General features: G+C 48.4%; 15 protein-coding genes, 2 tRNA genes and 2 pseudogenes. 11 read left to right on the top strand and 8 right to left on the bottom strand.

Translation table 11 applies throughout. The features are described from left to right. Together ACTHSQ_RS00400 and ACTHSQ_RS00395 are read right to left on the bottom strand one after the other, a co-directional pair. Positions 1-240: pseudogene (locus ACTHSQ_RS00400) on the bottom strand (transferrin-binding protein-like solute binding protein); the annotation flags it as partial. A gap of 212 nt (positions 241-452) precedes the next feature. Continuing rightward, positions 453-1,058 carry a biliverdin-producing heme oxygenase gene (locus ACTHSQ_RS00395; protein WP_440371053.1) on the bottom strand — a complete coding sequence of 202 codons (606 nt, stop codon included), beginning with the start codon at positions 1,056-1,058 and terminating at the stop codon, positions 453-455. Positions 1,059-1,528: 470 nt separating this feature from the next. Between ACTHSQ_RS00395 and ACTHSQ_RS00390 the strand changes: the two genes are divergently transcribed. Genes ACTHSQ_RS00390 through ACTHSQ_RS00380 form a run of 3 tightly spaced genes read left to right on the top strand, consistent with a single transcriptional unit; the run spans position 1,529 to position 3,002 of the window. Then, on the top strand, positions 1,529-2,065 hold the full coding sequence (locus ACTHSQ_RS00390; RefSeq protein ID WP_440370896.1) for a gamma carbonic anhydrase family protein: 537 nt from the start codon (positions 1,529-1,531) through the stop codon (positions 2,063-2,065). Positions 2,066-2,104: 39 nt separating this feature from the next. Further along, a complete protein-coding gene (locus ACTHSQ_RS00385) occupies positions 2,105-2,704 on the top strand; it encodes a Maf family protein (RefSeq protein WP_440370895.1) in 600 nt (199 codons plus the stop codon). A 25-nt stretch (positions 2,705-2,729) separates the two neighbouring features. After that, positions 2,730-3,002, top strand: a complete 273-nt coding sequence (locus ACTHSQ_RS00380; RefSeq protein WP_440370894.1) for a hypothetical protein — start codon at positions 2,730-2,732, stop codon at positions 3,000-3,002. 62 nt (positions 3,003-3,064) lie between these two features. Here ACTHSQ_RS00380 and ACTHSQ_RS00375 read toward each other — a convergent pair. Further along, positions 3,065-4,074 (bottom strand): annotated as a pseudogene (locus ACTHSQ_RS00375) (IS5 family transposase). Between the two features lie 208 nt (positions 4,075-4,282). On the opposite strand from ACTHSQ_RS00375, the gene ACTHSQ_RS00370 reads away from it, so the two are divergent. After that, entirely contained in the window at positions 4,283-4,768 is a 486-nt protein-coding gene (locus ACTHSQ_RS00370; RefSeq protein WP_137040593.1) for a DUF4189 domain-containing protein, read from the top strand. A 72-nt stretch (positions 4,769-4,840) separates the two neighbouring features. Here ACTHSQ_RS00370 and ACTHSQ_RS00365 read toward each other — a convergent pair whose 3' ends face one another. The 4 genes from ACTHSQ_RS00365 to ACTHSQ_RS00350 form a co-directional block, all read right to left on the bottom strand. Next, complete coding sequence (locus tag ACTHSQ_RS00365) at positions 4,841-5,281, bottom strand: hypothetical protein (RefSeq protein WP_003682952.1); 441 nt, start codon at positions 5,279-5,281, stop codon at positions 4,841-4,843. Between the two features lie 71 nt (positions 5,282-5,352). Next, a complete protein-coding gene (gene smpB, locus ACTHSQ_RS00360) occupies positions 5,353-5,799 on the bottom strand; it encodes an SsrA-binding protein SmpB (RefSeq protein ID WP_003679566.1) in 447 nt (148 codons plus the stop codon). Between the two features lie 84 nt (positions 5,800-5,883). After that, complete coding sequence (locus tag ACTHSQ_RS00355) at positions 5,884-6,099, bottom strand: branched-chain amino acid ABC transporter (protein WP_440370893.1); 216 nt, start codon at positions 6,097-6,099, stop codon at positions 5,884-5,886. A gap of 75 nt (positions 6,100-6,174) precedes the next feature. Next, entirely contained in the window at positions 6,175-6,378 is a 204-nt protein-coding gene (locus ACTHSQ_RS00350) for a cold-shock protein (protein WP_003682902.1), read from the bottom strand. 257 nt (positions 6,379-6,635) lie between these two features. Between ACTHSQ_RS00350 and clpS the strand changes: the two genes are divergently transcribed. Both clpS and clpA read left to right on the top strand, forming a co-directional pair. Beyond that, positions 6,636-6,947 carry an ATP-dependent Clp protease adapter ClpS gene (gene clpS / locus ACTHSQ_RS00345; protein ID WP_003679561.1) on the top strand — a complete coding sequence of 104 codons (312 nt, stop codon included), beginning with the start codon at positions 6,636-6,638 and terminating at the stop codon, positions 6,945-6,947. 3 nt (positions 6,948-6,950) lie between these two features. Beyond that, positions 6,951-9,230 (top strand): ATP-dependent Clp protease ATP-binding subunit ClpA, encoded by a 2,280-nt coding sequence (gene clpA, locus ACTHSQ_RS00340; protein WP_003682906.1) that lies wholly within the window; start codon positions 6,951-6,953, stop codon positions 9,228-9,230. A 66-nt stretch (positions 9,231-9,296) separates the two neighbouring features. Here clpA and tkt read toward each other — a convergent pair whose 3' ends face one another. Then, positions 9,297-11,276, bottom strand: coding sequence for a transketolase (gene tkt / locus ACTHSQ_RS00335; protein WP_003682927.1), 1,980 nt, complete (start codon positions 11,274-11,276; stop codon positions 9,297-9,299). A gap of 448 nt (positions 11,277-11,724) precedes the next feature. Here tkt and ccoG point away from each other — a divergent pair, with 448 nt between their 5' ends. From ccoG to ACTHSQ_RS00310, 5 genes are all read left to right on the top strand, one after another. Further along, a complete protein-coding gene (ccoG, locus tag ACTHSQ_RS00330) occupies positions 11,725-13,209 on the top strand; it encodes a cytochrome c oxidase accessory protein CcoG (RefSeq protein ID WP_440370892.1) in 1,485 nt (494 codons plus the stop codon). A 5-nt stretch (positions 13,210-13,214) separates the two neighbouring features. Next, complete coding sequence (locus tag ACTHSQ_RS00325; protein WP_308111391.1) at positions 13,215-13,781, top strand: FixH family protein; 567 nt, start codon at positions 13,215-13,217, stop codon at positions 13,779-13,781. A 675-nt stretch (positions 13,782-14,456) separates the two neighbouring features. Further along, complete coding sequence (pgsA, locus tag ACTHSQ_RS00320; RefSeq protein ID WP_003679552.1) at positions 14,457-15,017, top strand: CDP-diacylglycerol--glycerol-3-phosphate 3-phosphatidyltransferase; 561 nt, start codon at positions 14,457-14,459, stop codon at positions 15,015-15,017. 93 nt (positions 15,018-15,110) lie between these two features. After that, positions 15,111-15,186 (top strand) — tRNA-Gly (locus ACTHSQ_RS00315). A 34-nt stretch (positions 15,187-15,220) separates the two neighbouring features. Beyond that, positions 15,221-15,293 (top strand) — tRNA-Gly (locus ACTHSQ_RS00310). Positions 15,294-15,295: the final 2 nt, after the last annotated feature.

Below are 15,295 nucleotides of genomic sequence, written 5' to 3'. Positions count from 1 at the left end.
TTCGGCTTTCTTGGCTTCTTCAGCTTTCTTGGCTTCTTCAGCTTTCTTGGCTTCTTCGGCTTTCTTAGCGTCTTCTGTTTGTTTTGAATCACCTCCTCCGCCCGAGCCGGAATTATTGCCCGGCTGTTGCGGGGTCGGTGCAGGCTGTGCAGACGGCGTACCACCACCGCTTGAACCGCATGCACTCAATGCGATGCTGCAGGCAATCGCCAACATACTTAATTTAAATGATTCCTTCATGGTAAAACTCCTGAATGTGATAATGGTATTTTGGAATGATGGTGATAAAATATTTGATAATTATTTACATCAAACCAATTAAAAAATACCGCAGATGCGGATAACCAAACAATACAACACTTACACCAACATGAAGGTCGTCTGAAAACAGAATTTATGAATCCGCGTATATAGATGTGTTTCAGACGACCTCTACTTATATCGTCAAACCATTAATGACAGTGCGGAACAAAGCCTTCCGGAGCTTCCGCACCTGCAGGCAGGTCAAATGTTTCGCGCAGAACGACTTTGTAGAACGCAAATGCATCTTTTGCACCTTGAATCGCTTCGGCTTCGGCTTCAGGACTTAAACCCAAAGCATTCAGATGCTCGACAAAAGCACGCCAATGTTTGCCGCGGCCGTTCGGATGGGGGGCGAGGTGGCGCGCGCCGTGTTCGCCAGTGTAATCCAGTTTTTGCGCGTGTTTAAACAAAAATGCTGCGCCCAAATTGGAACCTTCGGCGCAATACAGCCAACCGATGGCTTTGTTGCCGGTTTCATGCGGCAGCGGTTTACCGTATTCGCAAGGTTTGTCGCCCAAATCAGCCAAGTCTTGCGTTACCGCGTCGTAACGCGCCATGTATTCCAGCTCAGGAATGGCTTTGTTCAATTCGGAGTCTTTATAAATATGATCGACCGCTTTGTGGAACACGGATTGCAGTTTCAAAAATTTGATGTAATTCTCTTTGTTGGTAAACGGCTCGACAGACATAACTAAGTTGTCCACGCTATCGTGAATAGTTGTAGTCTGCTCTTTCAGCCGTTTGGCAAAAGTCAGCTCTTATGTTTCGCTCATGTGAATATCCTTCATACAGTTTCAAACAACCTTCCGGCCGCCTTTATTTAAACAAGGTGGATTAGATAGATTTGAAAACGGATATGGGATGGAAGCCAAGGTTTGTGAGATTGGAAACCCACCAAACCTGTTTGAAAACAAACCATCAGGTTTCGTTATTTTATGAAATATTTTTTTAAAATATATATCATTCCAATTCAAATGGCAAGAGAATGATTTGCAGCTACTTGTAACTACAAGATAATAACGGACAATTTTCCACCTTCGGTAAACAAGAGATGCAGGCCTAACGGAAAATGGTTCTATAACCATAAAAAATATTGTTTACAAAGACATGACGACATCTCGGGAGACACCGCCCTTGCCTCACCTGCGTCAAAACGGCATACTTTCGCCATACCGAGCCGCAGGTCGTCTGAAACCTGCCACACTGTCAAAAAGGAAGAAACAACATGAACCCTATTCGCCCTTTCTTAGACCATACTCCGCAAATTCACGAATCCTGCCTCATCGACGAAACCTCCGTCATCATCGGCGAAGTATCGCTTGCCGAAGACGTATCCGTTTGGCCGTATGCCGTTCTGTGTGGCGACGTGAACAGCATCAGCATCGGCGCGCGCAGCAATGTACAGGACGGCAGTGTCTTGCACGTTTCGCACAAAAACGCGGAAAAGCCTGAAGGTTCGCCCCTTATCATCGGCGAAGACGTAACCGTCGGACACAAAGTCATGCTGCACGGCTGCCGCATCGGCGATCGTGTGTTGATTGGGATGGGTACGATTATTCTGGACGATACCGTCATCGAAGACGACGTAATGATAGGCGCAGGCAGCTTGGTGCCGCCACGCAAACGTTTGGAAAGCGGCTATCTCTATGTCGGCTCGCCCGTCAAACAAGTCCGCCTGCTGACCGAAAAAGAAAAAGAATTTTTGAAATATTCTTCCGCGCATTATGTGCGCTTGTCCGGCCAACACAAACAGTCAAAATAATTTTCAGACGACCTTATATCCCCTAAAAAAGAAAGTTTTATGCACACACTCTACCTAGCCTCCGGCAGCCCGCGCCGCCGCGAAATTCTGGAAAACTTAAGATTCAAAGTTATCCGTATCCCTGCCGACATTAACGAAACGCCGCATTCCGACGAAAAAGCCGCCGATTATGTGCAACGTATGGCGCAGGAAAAAAATGCCGCTGCTGTCGAGCAATGGTTTGCCACACACGACGCGTCGCCCGAATATCCGATCCTGACCGCCGACACTACGGTCGCCTATCAAAACCACATCCTCGGCAAACCGGAAACCGAAGCCCAAGCAGCCGAAATGCTCGCCCGGCTTTCAGGGCAGACGCATCAGGTGCTGACTGCCGTATGCGTATATTGGCAAGGGAAAACGCGCGGTGTTTTACAAACCAGCGACGTGCGTTTCAAAACCCTGTCTGCCGAAGAAATATCCGCCTATATCCGAAGCGGCGAACCGATGGACAAAGCGGGCGCGTATGGCATTCAGGGTTTGGGCGGCGTGTTTGTCGAGCATTTGCAAGGCAGCTTCACCGGCGTGATGGGCCTGCCCGTTTACGAAACGGTCGGCTTGTTGGAACAATGCGGATTGAGTATTCCCTCATTTTCCTGATTTTAAATACCTTCAAACAAACATTATGAAAACATACGCCTTCCCCTTTTTATCCGCAGTATTCCTTCTTGCAGGCTGCGCTGCTTTTTCAGACAACGGCACACCTTCCATCCGCGAAGGCAACGACAGCATCCTCTCTTTCGGGAAGCTTGGCTCCGCTACGGAAGATGCGCCCGCAGGCGGCTGGGTCATGCTCGACGATCAATACACCTATGAGACCTTTGCAAAAAAGCCCTTCCTTCGACAGCTGAAACCCAAACACAGGTTTTCGGCTGTTTTCTCCCCCAATCACTCCTAATTTTACCCAAATATCCCCTTAATCCTCCCCAGATACCTGATAATCAGGCATTCGGCCGCCTTTTAGGCGGCAACAGGCACACTTAGCCTGTTGGCCGCTTTCAACAGGTTTAAACACATCGCCTTCAGATGGCTTTGCGCACTCACTTTAATCAGCCCGAAATAGGCTGCCCGGGCGTAGCGGAATTTACGGTGCAGCGTACCGAAGCTTTGTTCGACCACATAACGGGTTTTCGACAAATATCGGTTACGTTTGGTTTGCGCTTCCGTCAGCGGACGGTTGCGGTGGGCTTTGCGCATAATGCCGTCCGGTAACCGATGCTCTTCCAGATGTTGCCGGTTTTCCGCACTGTCGTAGCCTTTATCGGCATAGACGGTCGTATCTTTGGCTATACCTTCCAGCAAAGGCAACAGGTGATTGCACTCATGGGTATTGGCGGGGGGTAATGTGCAGTTTCTCGATATAGCCTTCCTCATCGGTGCGGGTATGTTGTTTGTAACCGAGTTTGTAGAGGCCGTTTTTCTTTGTCCAACGGGCATCTTTATCTTTGCTCGGTGTGGTTTGGCCGCTGACTTGTCCTTCGTCATCGACTTCTATGGCTTGACGCTGTTTGCCGCCGGCGGTCTGAATAATGGTGGCGTCAATGACGGCGGCGGATGCTTTCTCTACTTTATAGGCCTTTTTCGGTCAGTTGGCAGTTAATCAGTTTGAGCAATTCGGACAGGGTGTCGTCTTGCGCCAGCCAGTTGCGGTAGCGGCATAAGGTGCTGTAATCGGCGATGCTCAGTTCGTCGAAACGGCAAAACAGGTTGAAGTCGATGCGGGTGATGAGGCTGTGTTCGAGTTCGGGATCGGAGAGGCTGTGCCATTGTCCGAGCAGGACGGCTTTGAACATGGACAGCAGGGGATAGGCGGGACGGCCGCGGTGGTCTCTAAGGTAATGGGTTCTTTGACGATTCAGGTATTGTTCGATCGGCTGCCAATCAATCACTTGATCCAACTTCAATAGTGGGAAACGGTCGATGTGTTTGGCAATCATGGCTTGGGCGGTTTGTTGGAAGAAGGTGGTCATGGAAAATCCCCTAAATGTCTTGGTGGGAATTTAGAGGATTTTGGGAGGATTTTGGGAGGATTTTGGGAGGATTTTGGGAGGATTTTGCAAAGGTCTCGGCCTATAATCTATCTACCACACTCAAATATTCATTTTAAAAGCAAATTTATATCAAATAAGAACTTTTGCTTTATAATAACGACAAATACCCAACAAACAGGGAACAAACATGAAAAAAACACTAACGACACTTATCCTTTGCGCACTGACTCCTGCCGCCCTGGCTGCCGATACTTACGGCTACCTGGCGATGTGGCAAAATCCTGCCGACAGCAATGAAGTGCTGCAAATCAAAACCACCAAAGAAAATGCCACGCAACTGGATGCGACAGCCGAACTCGAAACATTCTGCAAAGGCCAAGATGCCTTAGCCGGTATCGGCGCAGGCCAAGCAACAGGCTGTAAAACAGTTGTCCCTCTGCACAACACCTGTATCGCTGTTGCCTACCCTAAAGCCATGGGCAAATTGACTGCGCAAAACGTTGTGGCCATTACCTCCCCTCGTTTCAAAACCGTGCATCAAATTGCCTTGAACCAATGTATCAAAAAATACGGCTCACAAGGACAATGTGCTTTAGAAACAGTCTATTGCACTTCCGAAACCTACTATCAAGGTACGGTCAAAACCCTTTGGGAAAAAATCAAATCCATTTAAGGCCGTCTGAAAATAAAACCGGCTTGCCCGATATTCTCCATATCACGGCAAGCCGGTTTTTTATTCTGGCTTTTATTTGCTGTTTTTTTCCAACAATTTGGCCACAACACCTTCAGCCTGTTTCACCAAATCAGGGTTGGTTCGGAAGTGGTTTTCATCATTCAAAGAATAGCTGACAGTCGAAACCGCATACTTGGTGCTTCTCAACACAAATACACCTTTACGCAAGATTTCATTATTGCCTTTGGTTTTGTAACGCAGATTATACGGGCAAGAAGAATCATACAGTTTGCCGCGGTTATCCGCTGTCACAATAGTGCTGCCAATGCCGCGTTTTGCCAAAGCCTTAGACAAAGCACGATCCAAATCATGCGGTCTTACTTTTGCATTTTGAATGATGCAGACATGTTTAATGCTGGTTAGTTCTTCAGGTTTCAATACTCTTTGTTCCGTAGTGGAACACGCGCCCAACAACAATACGGCTGAAGCCGCTGCTAAAATCATGGTTTTCATCTGTTTTCCTTTTTAAAATTTTCAAACAATAAATATTCAGACGGCCTTTATGCAAAGGCCGTCTGAAAAAATCAACGTACGTTTTTCATCAAACGCTGTTTCTCACGCTTCCAATCCGCTTCTTTCAGGCTTTGGCGTTTGTCATGCTGTTTCTTACCCTTGGCCAAACCGATTTCCACTTTGATTCTACCTCGGGTGTAATGCAGGTTTAAGGGGACAATCGTATAACCGGCGCGTTCGGTTTTACCGATTAACTTATTGATTTCCGATTGTTTCAACAACAACTTACGCGGACGGACAGGGTCGGGTTTGACGTGTGTCGAGGCAGTGGGCAATGCGGTAATATGGCAGCCCACCAAATAGAATGCGTCTTTTTTCCAGTAGATATAGCTTTCTTTTAATTGCACGCGTGCAGCGCGGATGGCTTTGACTTCCCATCCCTCCAATACTATACCGGCTTCGATTTGGTCTTCGATAAAGAAATCGTGAAAGGCTTTTTTATTATTGGCAATACTCATTATGCTGATTCTTTACAAACTTTTCAGACGGCCTATTTTATCAGGCATGCTTAAAAAATAAAACGGCAAACGCTTTTGAAACGTTTATTCGCTTAAAACATGGCGGCGGTAAAAACGGTCTATATCGACAATGGCTTTTTCATCTTCAGGACGCAAATCCAGTTTCAAATCGGCAAGGCGGATCAAGATTTGGTCTTCACGCTCGGCAACGGCGCAACTGACCTCACCTTCGCTGCGAAAATGGTGGATAAGCTCGTCTAGCTGCTTTAAAACATTTTGATAAGATGAATTTTGACTCATAATTTTTAACCCGAACGCCCATAAAAAATGGCGGGAAACCCCGCCATGATTTTACGGCTTACGCCGCGCATTTGATTAAGCAGCTTGAATATTAGCAGCTTGTTTGCCTTTAGGGCCGGTGGTTACGTCGAAAGATACGCGTTGACCTTCTTTCAGGGTTTTGAAACCATCCATGTTGATCGCTGAGAAGTGAGCGAACAAATCTTCGCCACCTTCATCAGGAGTGATGAAACCAAAACCTTTAGCGTCGTTAAACCATTTTACGATACCGGTTGCCATTAGAAACTTCCTATACTTAAAAATTAACAAAATCAGCAAAACAAGGCATACAGAAAACTAAAACGTTCAGCGTTTCTCCCCCGTATTGCATACGCGGTCGAGTGCCAACTTCTGCTTAACTGTCTTTTTACATTTGTTAAGACAAAACGTCAAGCTATGTTTTCAAAAAAGTGGGAAAATAGAAAAAAATTGCCGAAATACAACAGAAAACGGTTTACACTCTAAAACAGGCCGTCTGAAAACTGAAACCTAAGATTATGAACCATCCGAATACCGACCACCAATCCGATACCCTGCTCAGCGATATCAACACACAGCCGCCGAAACGTTACGGCGTATTTTTATTGAACGACGATTACACCACCATGGAATTTGTCGTCGAAATCCTGACCGAAGTCTTTATGCTTGCACAGGAACAAGCAGTGGCCGTCATGTTGTTGGTGCACCACGAAGGCAAAGGCCTGTGCGGCACCTACACGCGCGATATTGCGCAGACCAAGCAACATCAGGTCATGGAACGTGCCAAAGCTGAAGGGCATCCGCTCAAATGTATAGTCGAAGAGGTTTAAATCATGCTTTCACCCGAATTGGAACACATCCTGCAACTGCTCTATCGTGAAGCACGCAACGCCCGCTATGAGTTTATCAGCTTGGAACACCTGCTTTTGGTGCTGATAGAAGAAGATGCAGCTGTGCCGAACGTCTTGAAACTATGTGGTGCGGATTTAAAAGTCCTGTCCGAGCAGCTTGCGGCCAGCGTTGCTGAAAACACGCCGCAAATTCCCGATCATCTTCTAGATACGGTCGAAACCCAGCCGACATTGGGCTTCCAACGCGTCATCCAACGGGCAATGGTGCATACCCAGTCTGCCGGCAAAGCCGCAGTAGAGCCTTTAGATATTTTGGTTGCCATGATGAGCGAATCTGAAAGCCATGCCGTTTATTTCCTCAAATTGCAATCCATTACGCGCTTTGAAGTCTTGCGTTGCATTGCCCATGGCTCGCCCGATGACGAGGATGGCAATGATTCAGACGGCCTGGGACGCGAGGGCGAGGAAGCGGAACAGAAAACCGGCTCCCTTTCCGACTACACCGTCAACCTCAACGCCGAAGTCAAAGCCGGCCGTATCGACCCTTTGATTGGTCGCAAACACGAAATGGAACGACTGGTGCAAATCCTGTGCCGCCGCCGTAAAAACAATCCGCTTTTGGTCGGCGAGGCAGGCGTGGGCAAAACCGCGCTGGCAGAAGGCTTGGCGCATCAAATCGTCAACGGCGACATTCCCGACGCGCTGAAAGAAGCCGAAGTGTACGCGCTGGATATGGGTTCGCTTTTGGCGGGCACGAAATACCGCGGCGACTTTGAAGCGCGGGTCAAGTCCGTCTTAAAGCAGCTCGAAAAAATCCCGCACGCCATTTTGTTTATCGACGAAATCCACACTATCATCGGCGCGGGTAGCACCAGCGGCGGCACGATGGACGCGTCCAACCTGCTCAAACCTGCATTGGCGAAAGGCTCATTGCGCTGCATCGGCGCGACCACCTACGACGAATACCGCACCATTTTCGACAAAGACCACGCCTTAAGCCGCCGCTTCCAAAAAATCGACGTGGTCGAACCCACCGTCGCCGAAACCGTGCAAATCCTGCGCGGCTTGAAATCGATGTTTGAAGATTTCCACCAAGTCCGCTATACGCAAGGTGCACTTGAAGCCGCTGCCGAACTCTCTGCCCGCTACATCAACGAACGTTTCCTGCCCGACAAAGCCATCGACGTAATGGACGAAGCAGGCGCTGCGCAACGGATTTTGCCCAAATCCAAACAGAAAAAAGTCATCGGCAAAGCGCAAATCGAAACCGTCATCGCCAAAGTCGCGCGGATTCCTGAAAAAACCGTGTCGCACGACGACAAACAAGTGCTGCAATTCCTCGGCCGCGATTTGAAAAACATGGTTTACGGTCAGGAAAACGCCATCGATGCGCTGGTTGCCGCCGTCAAAATGTCGCGTTCCGGCCTTGCCCTGCCCGACAAACCGATAGGCAGTTTCCTCTTCTCCGGCCCGACCGGCGTCGGCAAAACCGAAGTCGCCAAACAGCTTGCCTACTCGATGGGCGTACCGCTGCAACGCTTTGATATGTCCGAATACATGGAACGCCATGCCGTATCGCGCCTCATCGGTGCGCCGCCGGGCTATGTCGGCTTTGAACAAGGCGGCCTTTTGACCGAAGCCGTCAACAAGCAGCCGCATTGCGTGTTGCTCTTGGATGAAATCGAAAAAGCCCACCCCGACATTTTCAACGTCCTCCTGCAAGTCATGGACGCAGGCAAACTGACCGACAACAACGGTAAGAGTGCCGACTTCCGCAACGTCATTCTGATTATGACCACCAACGCAGGCGCAGAAAGCCTCAGCCGCCCCAGCCTCGGCTTTACCGCCAAACGCGAGCGCGGCGACGAAATGCAGGCAATCAACAAACTCTTCACGCCCGAGTTCCGCAATCGCTTGGACGCGATTATCCCGTTTGCGCCCTTGTCCGAACCCATCATCGTCAAAGTCGTGGACAAATTCCTGCTCCAGCTCGAACACCAGCTCCTCGACAAAAAAGTCGAAGCCGAATTCATGCCGGCATTGCGCAAATATCTGGCGGAAAAAGGTTTCGACCCGCAAATGGGCGCACGCCCGATGCACCGCCTGATTCAGGAAAAAATCCGCAAACCGCTCGCCGACGAACTCCTGTTCGGCAAACTCGCCGAAGGTGGCTTTGTGCTGATAGACTGGGATGCAACTAAAGAAGAAGCCGTGTTGAAGTTTAAGAAAAGCAAGGTCAAACCTGAAGCAGAAACTGTTTAACCGGTTAAAAAATAAAAGGCCGTCTGAAATTTCAGACGGCCTTTTTATCTCAATCAAAAATCTGATTTACAAAACGGATTTAACAGTGGCAACCACATTGTCTACGGTAAAGCCGAATTCTTTAAACAGCAAGTCAGCAGGTGCAGACTCGCCGAAGCGGTTGATACCGACCACGGCGCCGTTCAAACCGACGTATTTATACCAACCGTCGGCATGTCCTGCTTCTACGGCTACGCGTGGCAAGCCTTCCGGCAGAACGGTGGCTTTATAGGCGGCGTCTTGGCGGTCAAATACATTGGTAGAAGGCATGGAAACAACGCGTACGGCAATACCTTGTTCTGCCAATACCTTTTGCGCTTCCAGAGCCAATTCAACTTCAGAACCGGTAGCAATTACAACAGCTTGCGCATTGCCTTGAGCTTCACTGATTACATAAGCACCGCGTTTGATGTCGTTCAGCTGTTGCTCATCACGCGCTTGGAATTTCAGGTTTTGACGGCTGAAAATCAAGCTGGACGGATGATCGGCCGCTTTAACGGCTTCAGACCACGCTACCAAAGATTCAACGGTATCGCATGGACGCCATACATCCATATTTGGAATCAGGCGCAGAGTGGCAGTTTGCTCGATAGGTTGGTGGGTCGGGCCGTCTTCGCCCAAACCGATAGAGTCGTGAGTGAAGACGAAGACGGGGTTGATTTTCATCAGTGCCGCCATGCGCAAGGCATTTCGCTCGTATTCGCTGAACATCAGGAAAGTAGCGCCAAATGGTTTCACACCGCCATGCAGGGTAAGGCCGTTCATGATCGCTCCCATACCGAACTCGCGCACGCCGTAGTGAATATAGTTGCCGCCGTGTTCGCGGGTAACGGAAACGCTGTTTGACCAGTCAGTCAGGTTGGACGGGGTCAAGTCGGCAGAGCCGCCCACCAATTCAGGCAGCTCTTTAGCCAAGATTTCGATGCTGTTTTGGCTGGCTTTACGGGTAGCGATGGTTTCTGCTTTGGCACACACTTCTTTCAATGCAGCTTGAACGTAAACGTCGAAGTTTTCAGGCAGTTTTTTATCCATACGGCGCACAAATTCTGCGGCTTCAGCAGGATATTTGGCTTGATATTGAGCGAAGAGTTCGTTCCATTCGGCCTCAAGTTTCGCGCCTTTTTCTTTTGCATCCCATGCAGCATAGATTTCTTGAGGAATTTCAAACGCAGGATAAGCCCAACCCAAATGTTTGCGCGTGGCTTCGATCTCATCCGCACCCAAAGGCGCACCATGGGTTTTATGGCTGCCTTCTTTGTTGGCGCTGCCTTTACCGATTAAGGTTTTGCAGCAAATCAGGGAAGGTTTGCCGGTTTCGGCTTTGGCCGCTTCAATGGCCGTCTGAATGGCATCAGTGTCATGACCGTTTACATTTGGAATCACATGCCAGCCGTAGCTTTCAAAACGTTGCGGAATGTTTTCGGTAAACCAGCCGTCCACTTTACCGTCGATGGAAATATTGTTGTCATCATATAAAACAATCAGTTTGCCCAAGCCCAAAGTACCGGCAAGCGAACAGGCTTCATGCGATACGCCTTCCATCATACAGCCGTCTCCCATGAAGACGTAGGTGTGGTGGTCAACGATGTTCAAACCGTCTTTATTGAATTCGGCAGCCAAGATTTTTTCAGCCAAAGCCATGCCCACAGCGTTGGCAATACCTTGTCCCAACGGGCCGGTCGTGGTTTCCACGCCGTCGGTGTAGCCGTATTCGGGATGACCGGGGGTTTTGCTGTGAAGTTGGCGGAAGTTTTTCAGATCATCAATAGAAACGTTGTAGCCGGTCAGGTGCAACAGGCTGTAAAGAATCATGGAAGCATGACCATTGGAGAGGACAAAACGGTCGCGGTTGTAGAATTTTGGGTTGGCCGGATTATGATTGAGGAACTTCGTCCACAATACTTCCGCCATTTCCGCCATACCCATAGGCGCACCCGGGTGGCCGGAGTTGGCTTTCTGTACGGCATCGACTGAGAGGAAACGGATTGCGTTTGCCAGTTGAGACATGGTTTGACCTTCCTTGGACAAGATTGGAAATTTGAAAAAGTGTGCCGATTATCGCCTGAATCAGCCGTGCTTTCAAGAATAGCCTTTGATATTTGCATTGTCAGGCGGCATGATTTCCAATAGGCCGTCTGAAACGAACGGGATAGATGATATTAACTGTTATTTCGTTTTGAAACAGTATGTTGTAAATTTTTTATCGGATAAATAGGAAATCACTATAAGTATAAACCTGCGCTTATTCCGTAAGTCTTTGAATACTGCTCTTTTCAGACGGCCTTGTATGAGGCAGGAGTACCGCAACTATTGTTAAGGGCAAGCCCCGCTTTTGCTTTGCATAGAGTCAAATGTTATGATTTTATATGCACTCCAAAGGCCGTCTGAAAATACTCGCATCAAACTACTACCATGACAAAAGGCTTGTGTGCACTTCGATTAAGGAACACTGATTATGTCACCCGAAAACCAAGCTGAAAACACCACACCCTCAACAGAAAAAACGGCAAAAGCCACTCCGCCCAAACCTTCCAAACCCAAATCCAGCGTAATTCAAATTCATCCCGAAGGCGAACGCATCCATCCGAAAAAGGTAGAAGGACGCTTTGCCAAACTTCGTATCGCCGCCGTATTGGCGACCCAGTTTGTATTTTACGTAATTCCATGGTTTAACTGGAGTAACCGTCAGGCAGTTTTATTCAATATCCCTGACCGTCATTTTTTCATTTTCGGCCTGTCACTGGGCATGGGCGACTTGATTTATCTTGCTCTGCTGCTGATGATTTGCGCTTTCGGCCTGTTTTGGTGGACAACCATTGCCGGTCGTTTGTGGTGCGGCTACTCTTGCCCGCAAACGGTTTACACCGAAATCATGCTTTGGATCGACAACTTGGTTGAAGGCGACCGCAACAAACGTTTAAAACTGGAAAAATCGCCTTGGAACTTTACTAAAATCCGCATTAAGGCCACCAAATACCTACTGATTTTCCTTGTCTGTGCGTGGACAGGTATCACTTTTGCAGGCTGGTTTGTCCCTATCCGCCAGTTTGTTCCCGATTTATTCACCGGAGCAGCAGGCGGTGGCGCAATGTTTGCCGCAGCATTTTACGGATTCATGACCTTCTTCTTTGCCCACATTATGCGCGAAAAAGTGTGCCTGCATATGTGCCCGTATGCACGCTTCCAAAGTGCGATGTTTGACAAAGACACGCTGATTATTTCCTACGATACCGAACGCGGCGAACCTCGCGGCGCACGCAAAAAAACCGCCAACAAAGAAGACAGCGGCTTGGGCGACTGTATCAACTGCACCATGTGCGTACAAGTCTGCCCCGTCGGTATCGACATCCGCGACGGCCTGCAATACCAATGTATCGGTTGTGCAGCCTGTATCGACGCTTGTGACGAAATCATGGACAAAATGGGTTATCCGCGCGGCCTGATCCGTTACACCACCGAAGGCGCAATGGAGCATGAATACCCTGAAAGCGACATCAAAAAACGCCTGAAACGCCCTCGTGTTGCAGGTTATGGTGCAGTATTGTTTGTGGTTATTATTGCTTTCTTAACCGGCATTTCTACCCGTAAAATGATCGAAGTGGATATTCTGAAAGACCGCGGTGTGATGGTGCGTGAAAACAGCCAAGGCTGGTTGGAAAATGCCTACAACCTGCGCATCATTAATAAGAGTGAACATGAACAGACCGTTACTGCAACAGTCAAAGGTTTTGATGATATCGCCTTGACCGGCTTGCCAGAAAACGGTATTAAAATTGCGCCACGCGAAACCGTAACCATTCCGGTTCAAGTGTCCACCCTCCCTGAGTACGCCGAAAAAGGCAGCCAGCCGATTGAATTTACCTTCACATATCGTGAAACCGATGCTGCTGATGCCGAACCGACTGTCTTGAATGAAAAAGCAACCTTTATTGGAGAATAACAACGGTGTCCCAACCCAATTCCACTAAGCCTTGGTATAAACACATTTGGCCTTGGGTGCTGATGGCAGGTCCCATCTTTGTCGTTATCGCCAGCGTGTCTATGTTCTTCGTCGCAAAAGAACATACGACAGACTTGGTTTCCGACGATTACTATAAAGACGGCAAACACATCGAAATACAGCTTCACCGCGATGAAGAAGCCGTTAAACGGCAGATTCAGGTGCAGGTTTTAATCAGTCCGGACATGAATGCCGCCAAAGTATTCGTCAGCGGACAATTCGATCCCAAACAGCCATTAAACCTGCTGCTGATGCACCCGACACGCAAAGCTGACGACCAAACCGTTAAGCTGCGCGCCGTAACAGCCGAACCGCAAAACGGCCGTATGGAATACGAAGCCATCTTCAAACCTCTACCCCAAACCAACCATTGGTACTTGCGAGTTGAAGATACCTCAGGCGTGTGGCGTGTTGAAAACAAATGGATAGTCAGCCAAGGCAACGCAGTTAATCTGACGCCTATGGACAAATTGTTCGACAACGGCAAACAAGCCGCTTCAGAAGAACAATAAATCCCATGTTCAGGCCGTCTGAAACTTTCAGACGGCCTGAAAATCTTTATATCCTATATTCCTCTTTAAAATATGATTTTTTCCAATTGGCGAAGACTAACCGAAAACGAAGTCCGTATGGCAAAACAGGTTTTTGCCGACAGCATAGACTTCAACCGCATTAAAATATATCGCGGCATCCCCTTCCTACCCAACCCCAATACCGCTATCGCCCCAAATGGAAATATATATTTCCCGCGCAAACACTGCCCTGATGATTTCACTCAAACCGGCATCGCCTACAAAATCTGGCTGATTCATGAACTGACGCATGTCTGGCAACACCAGCGCGGTCACAAAGTTTGGTTATCCGGTTTACTCATTATGCTCAAAGGCGGATATAGGAAACGCAAAGCTTACGCCTATCCCATACCTCTGCCTCACTTCAACCAACTCAATATCGAACAGCAAGCTGACCTCGTTGCCCACTATTTTGCAGCCACGTACCTGCCCAAAAATATTTACACCCCTCAACAACCCATTTTTCAGACGGCCTTAGCAGACTTTCTTCACAATCCGCATAACAAAGCCCTATGCCCACGTTACTTGTCGGCAAAAAAACAACACTCTAAAAAGCCCAGCGAGCAAATAAGCTATAATGGACAATCCGACACATCGTCCAAAAGGTCCCCAACCATGCCTTGGAACATACCTATTTTACTTACCTGGATGCGCGTCCTATTAATCCCCGTGTTTACCATCCTATTCTACTTACCGAACACATGGATTCAACCGCAAACCGTCAACTGGACAGCCGCCATCATCTTTGCACTTGCAGCTATCACCGACTGGTTTGACGGCTTTTTGGCACGCCGCTGGAAACAAACCTCCGACTTTGGCGCATTCCTCGACCCCGTTGCCGACAAACTCATGGTTGCCGTTGCCCTACTCCTGCTCGTCAGCCTTGGCAGAACATACGCCATCTTCGCCATGATTATTATCGGTCGAGAAATCACTATTTCCGCCCTGCGCGAATGGATGGCACAAATGGGCAAACGCGGCAGCGTCGCCGTAGCCACTATCGGCAAATTCAAAACCACTGCCCAAATGATCGCCATCTTCCTTTTGCTTATCGGTACGGACAAATATAACGACCCTTTCTATCTCATTGGTAACATATTGATGTTTATAGCATCCGTATTGACCATCTGGTCCATGTGCTACTACCTGAAAATGGCATGGAAAGAATTCAAATAAAATTTTTAAAAAATAAAAACAAAACACTTGACTCACACGATTAAATCCATAATAATTGCGTCTTCTTCAATATACGAAGCAACAAATATCAGAGCGGGAATAGCTCAGTTGGTAGAGCGCAACCTTGCCAAGGTTGAGGTCGCGAGTTCGAGACTCGTTTCCCGCTCCATCTTGATTACTTGTTGATTGTTCTTTTTCAATATGCGGGAATAGCTCAGTTGGTAGAGCGCAACCTTGCCAAGGTTGAGGTCGCGAGTTCGAGACTCGTTTCCCGCTCC

The sequence above is a fragment of the Neisseria sp. P0009.S008 genome (genome assembly GCF_051958615.1).
GTDB classification, from domain to species: Bacteria; Pseudomonadota; Gammaproteobacteria; order Burkholderiales; family Neisseriaceae; genus Neisseria; species Neisseria subflava.
Note: the sequence above shows the minus strand (reverse complement) of the source record. Positions and strands in the feature narration are given on the sequence as shown.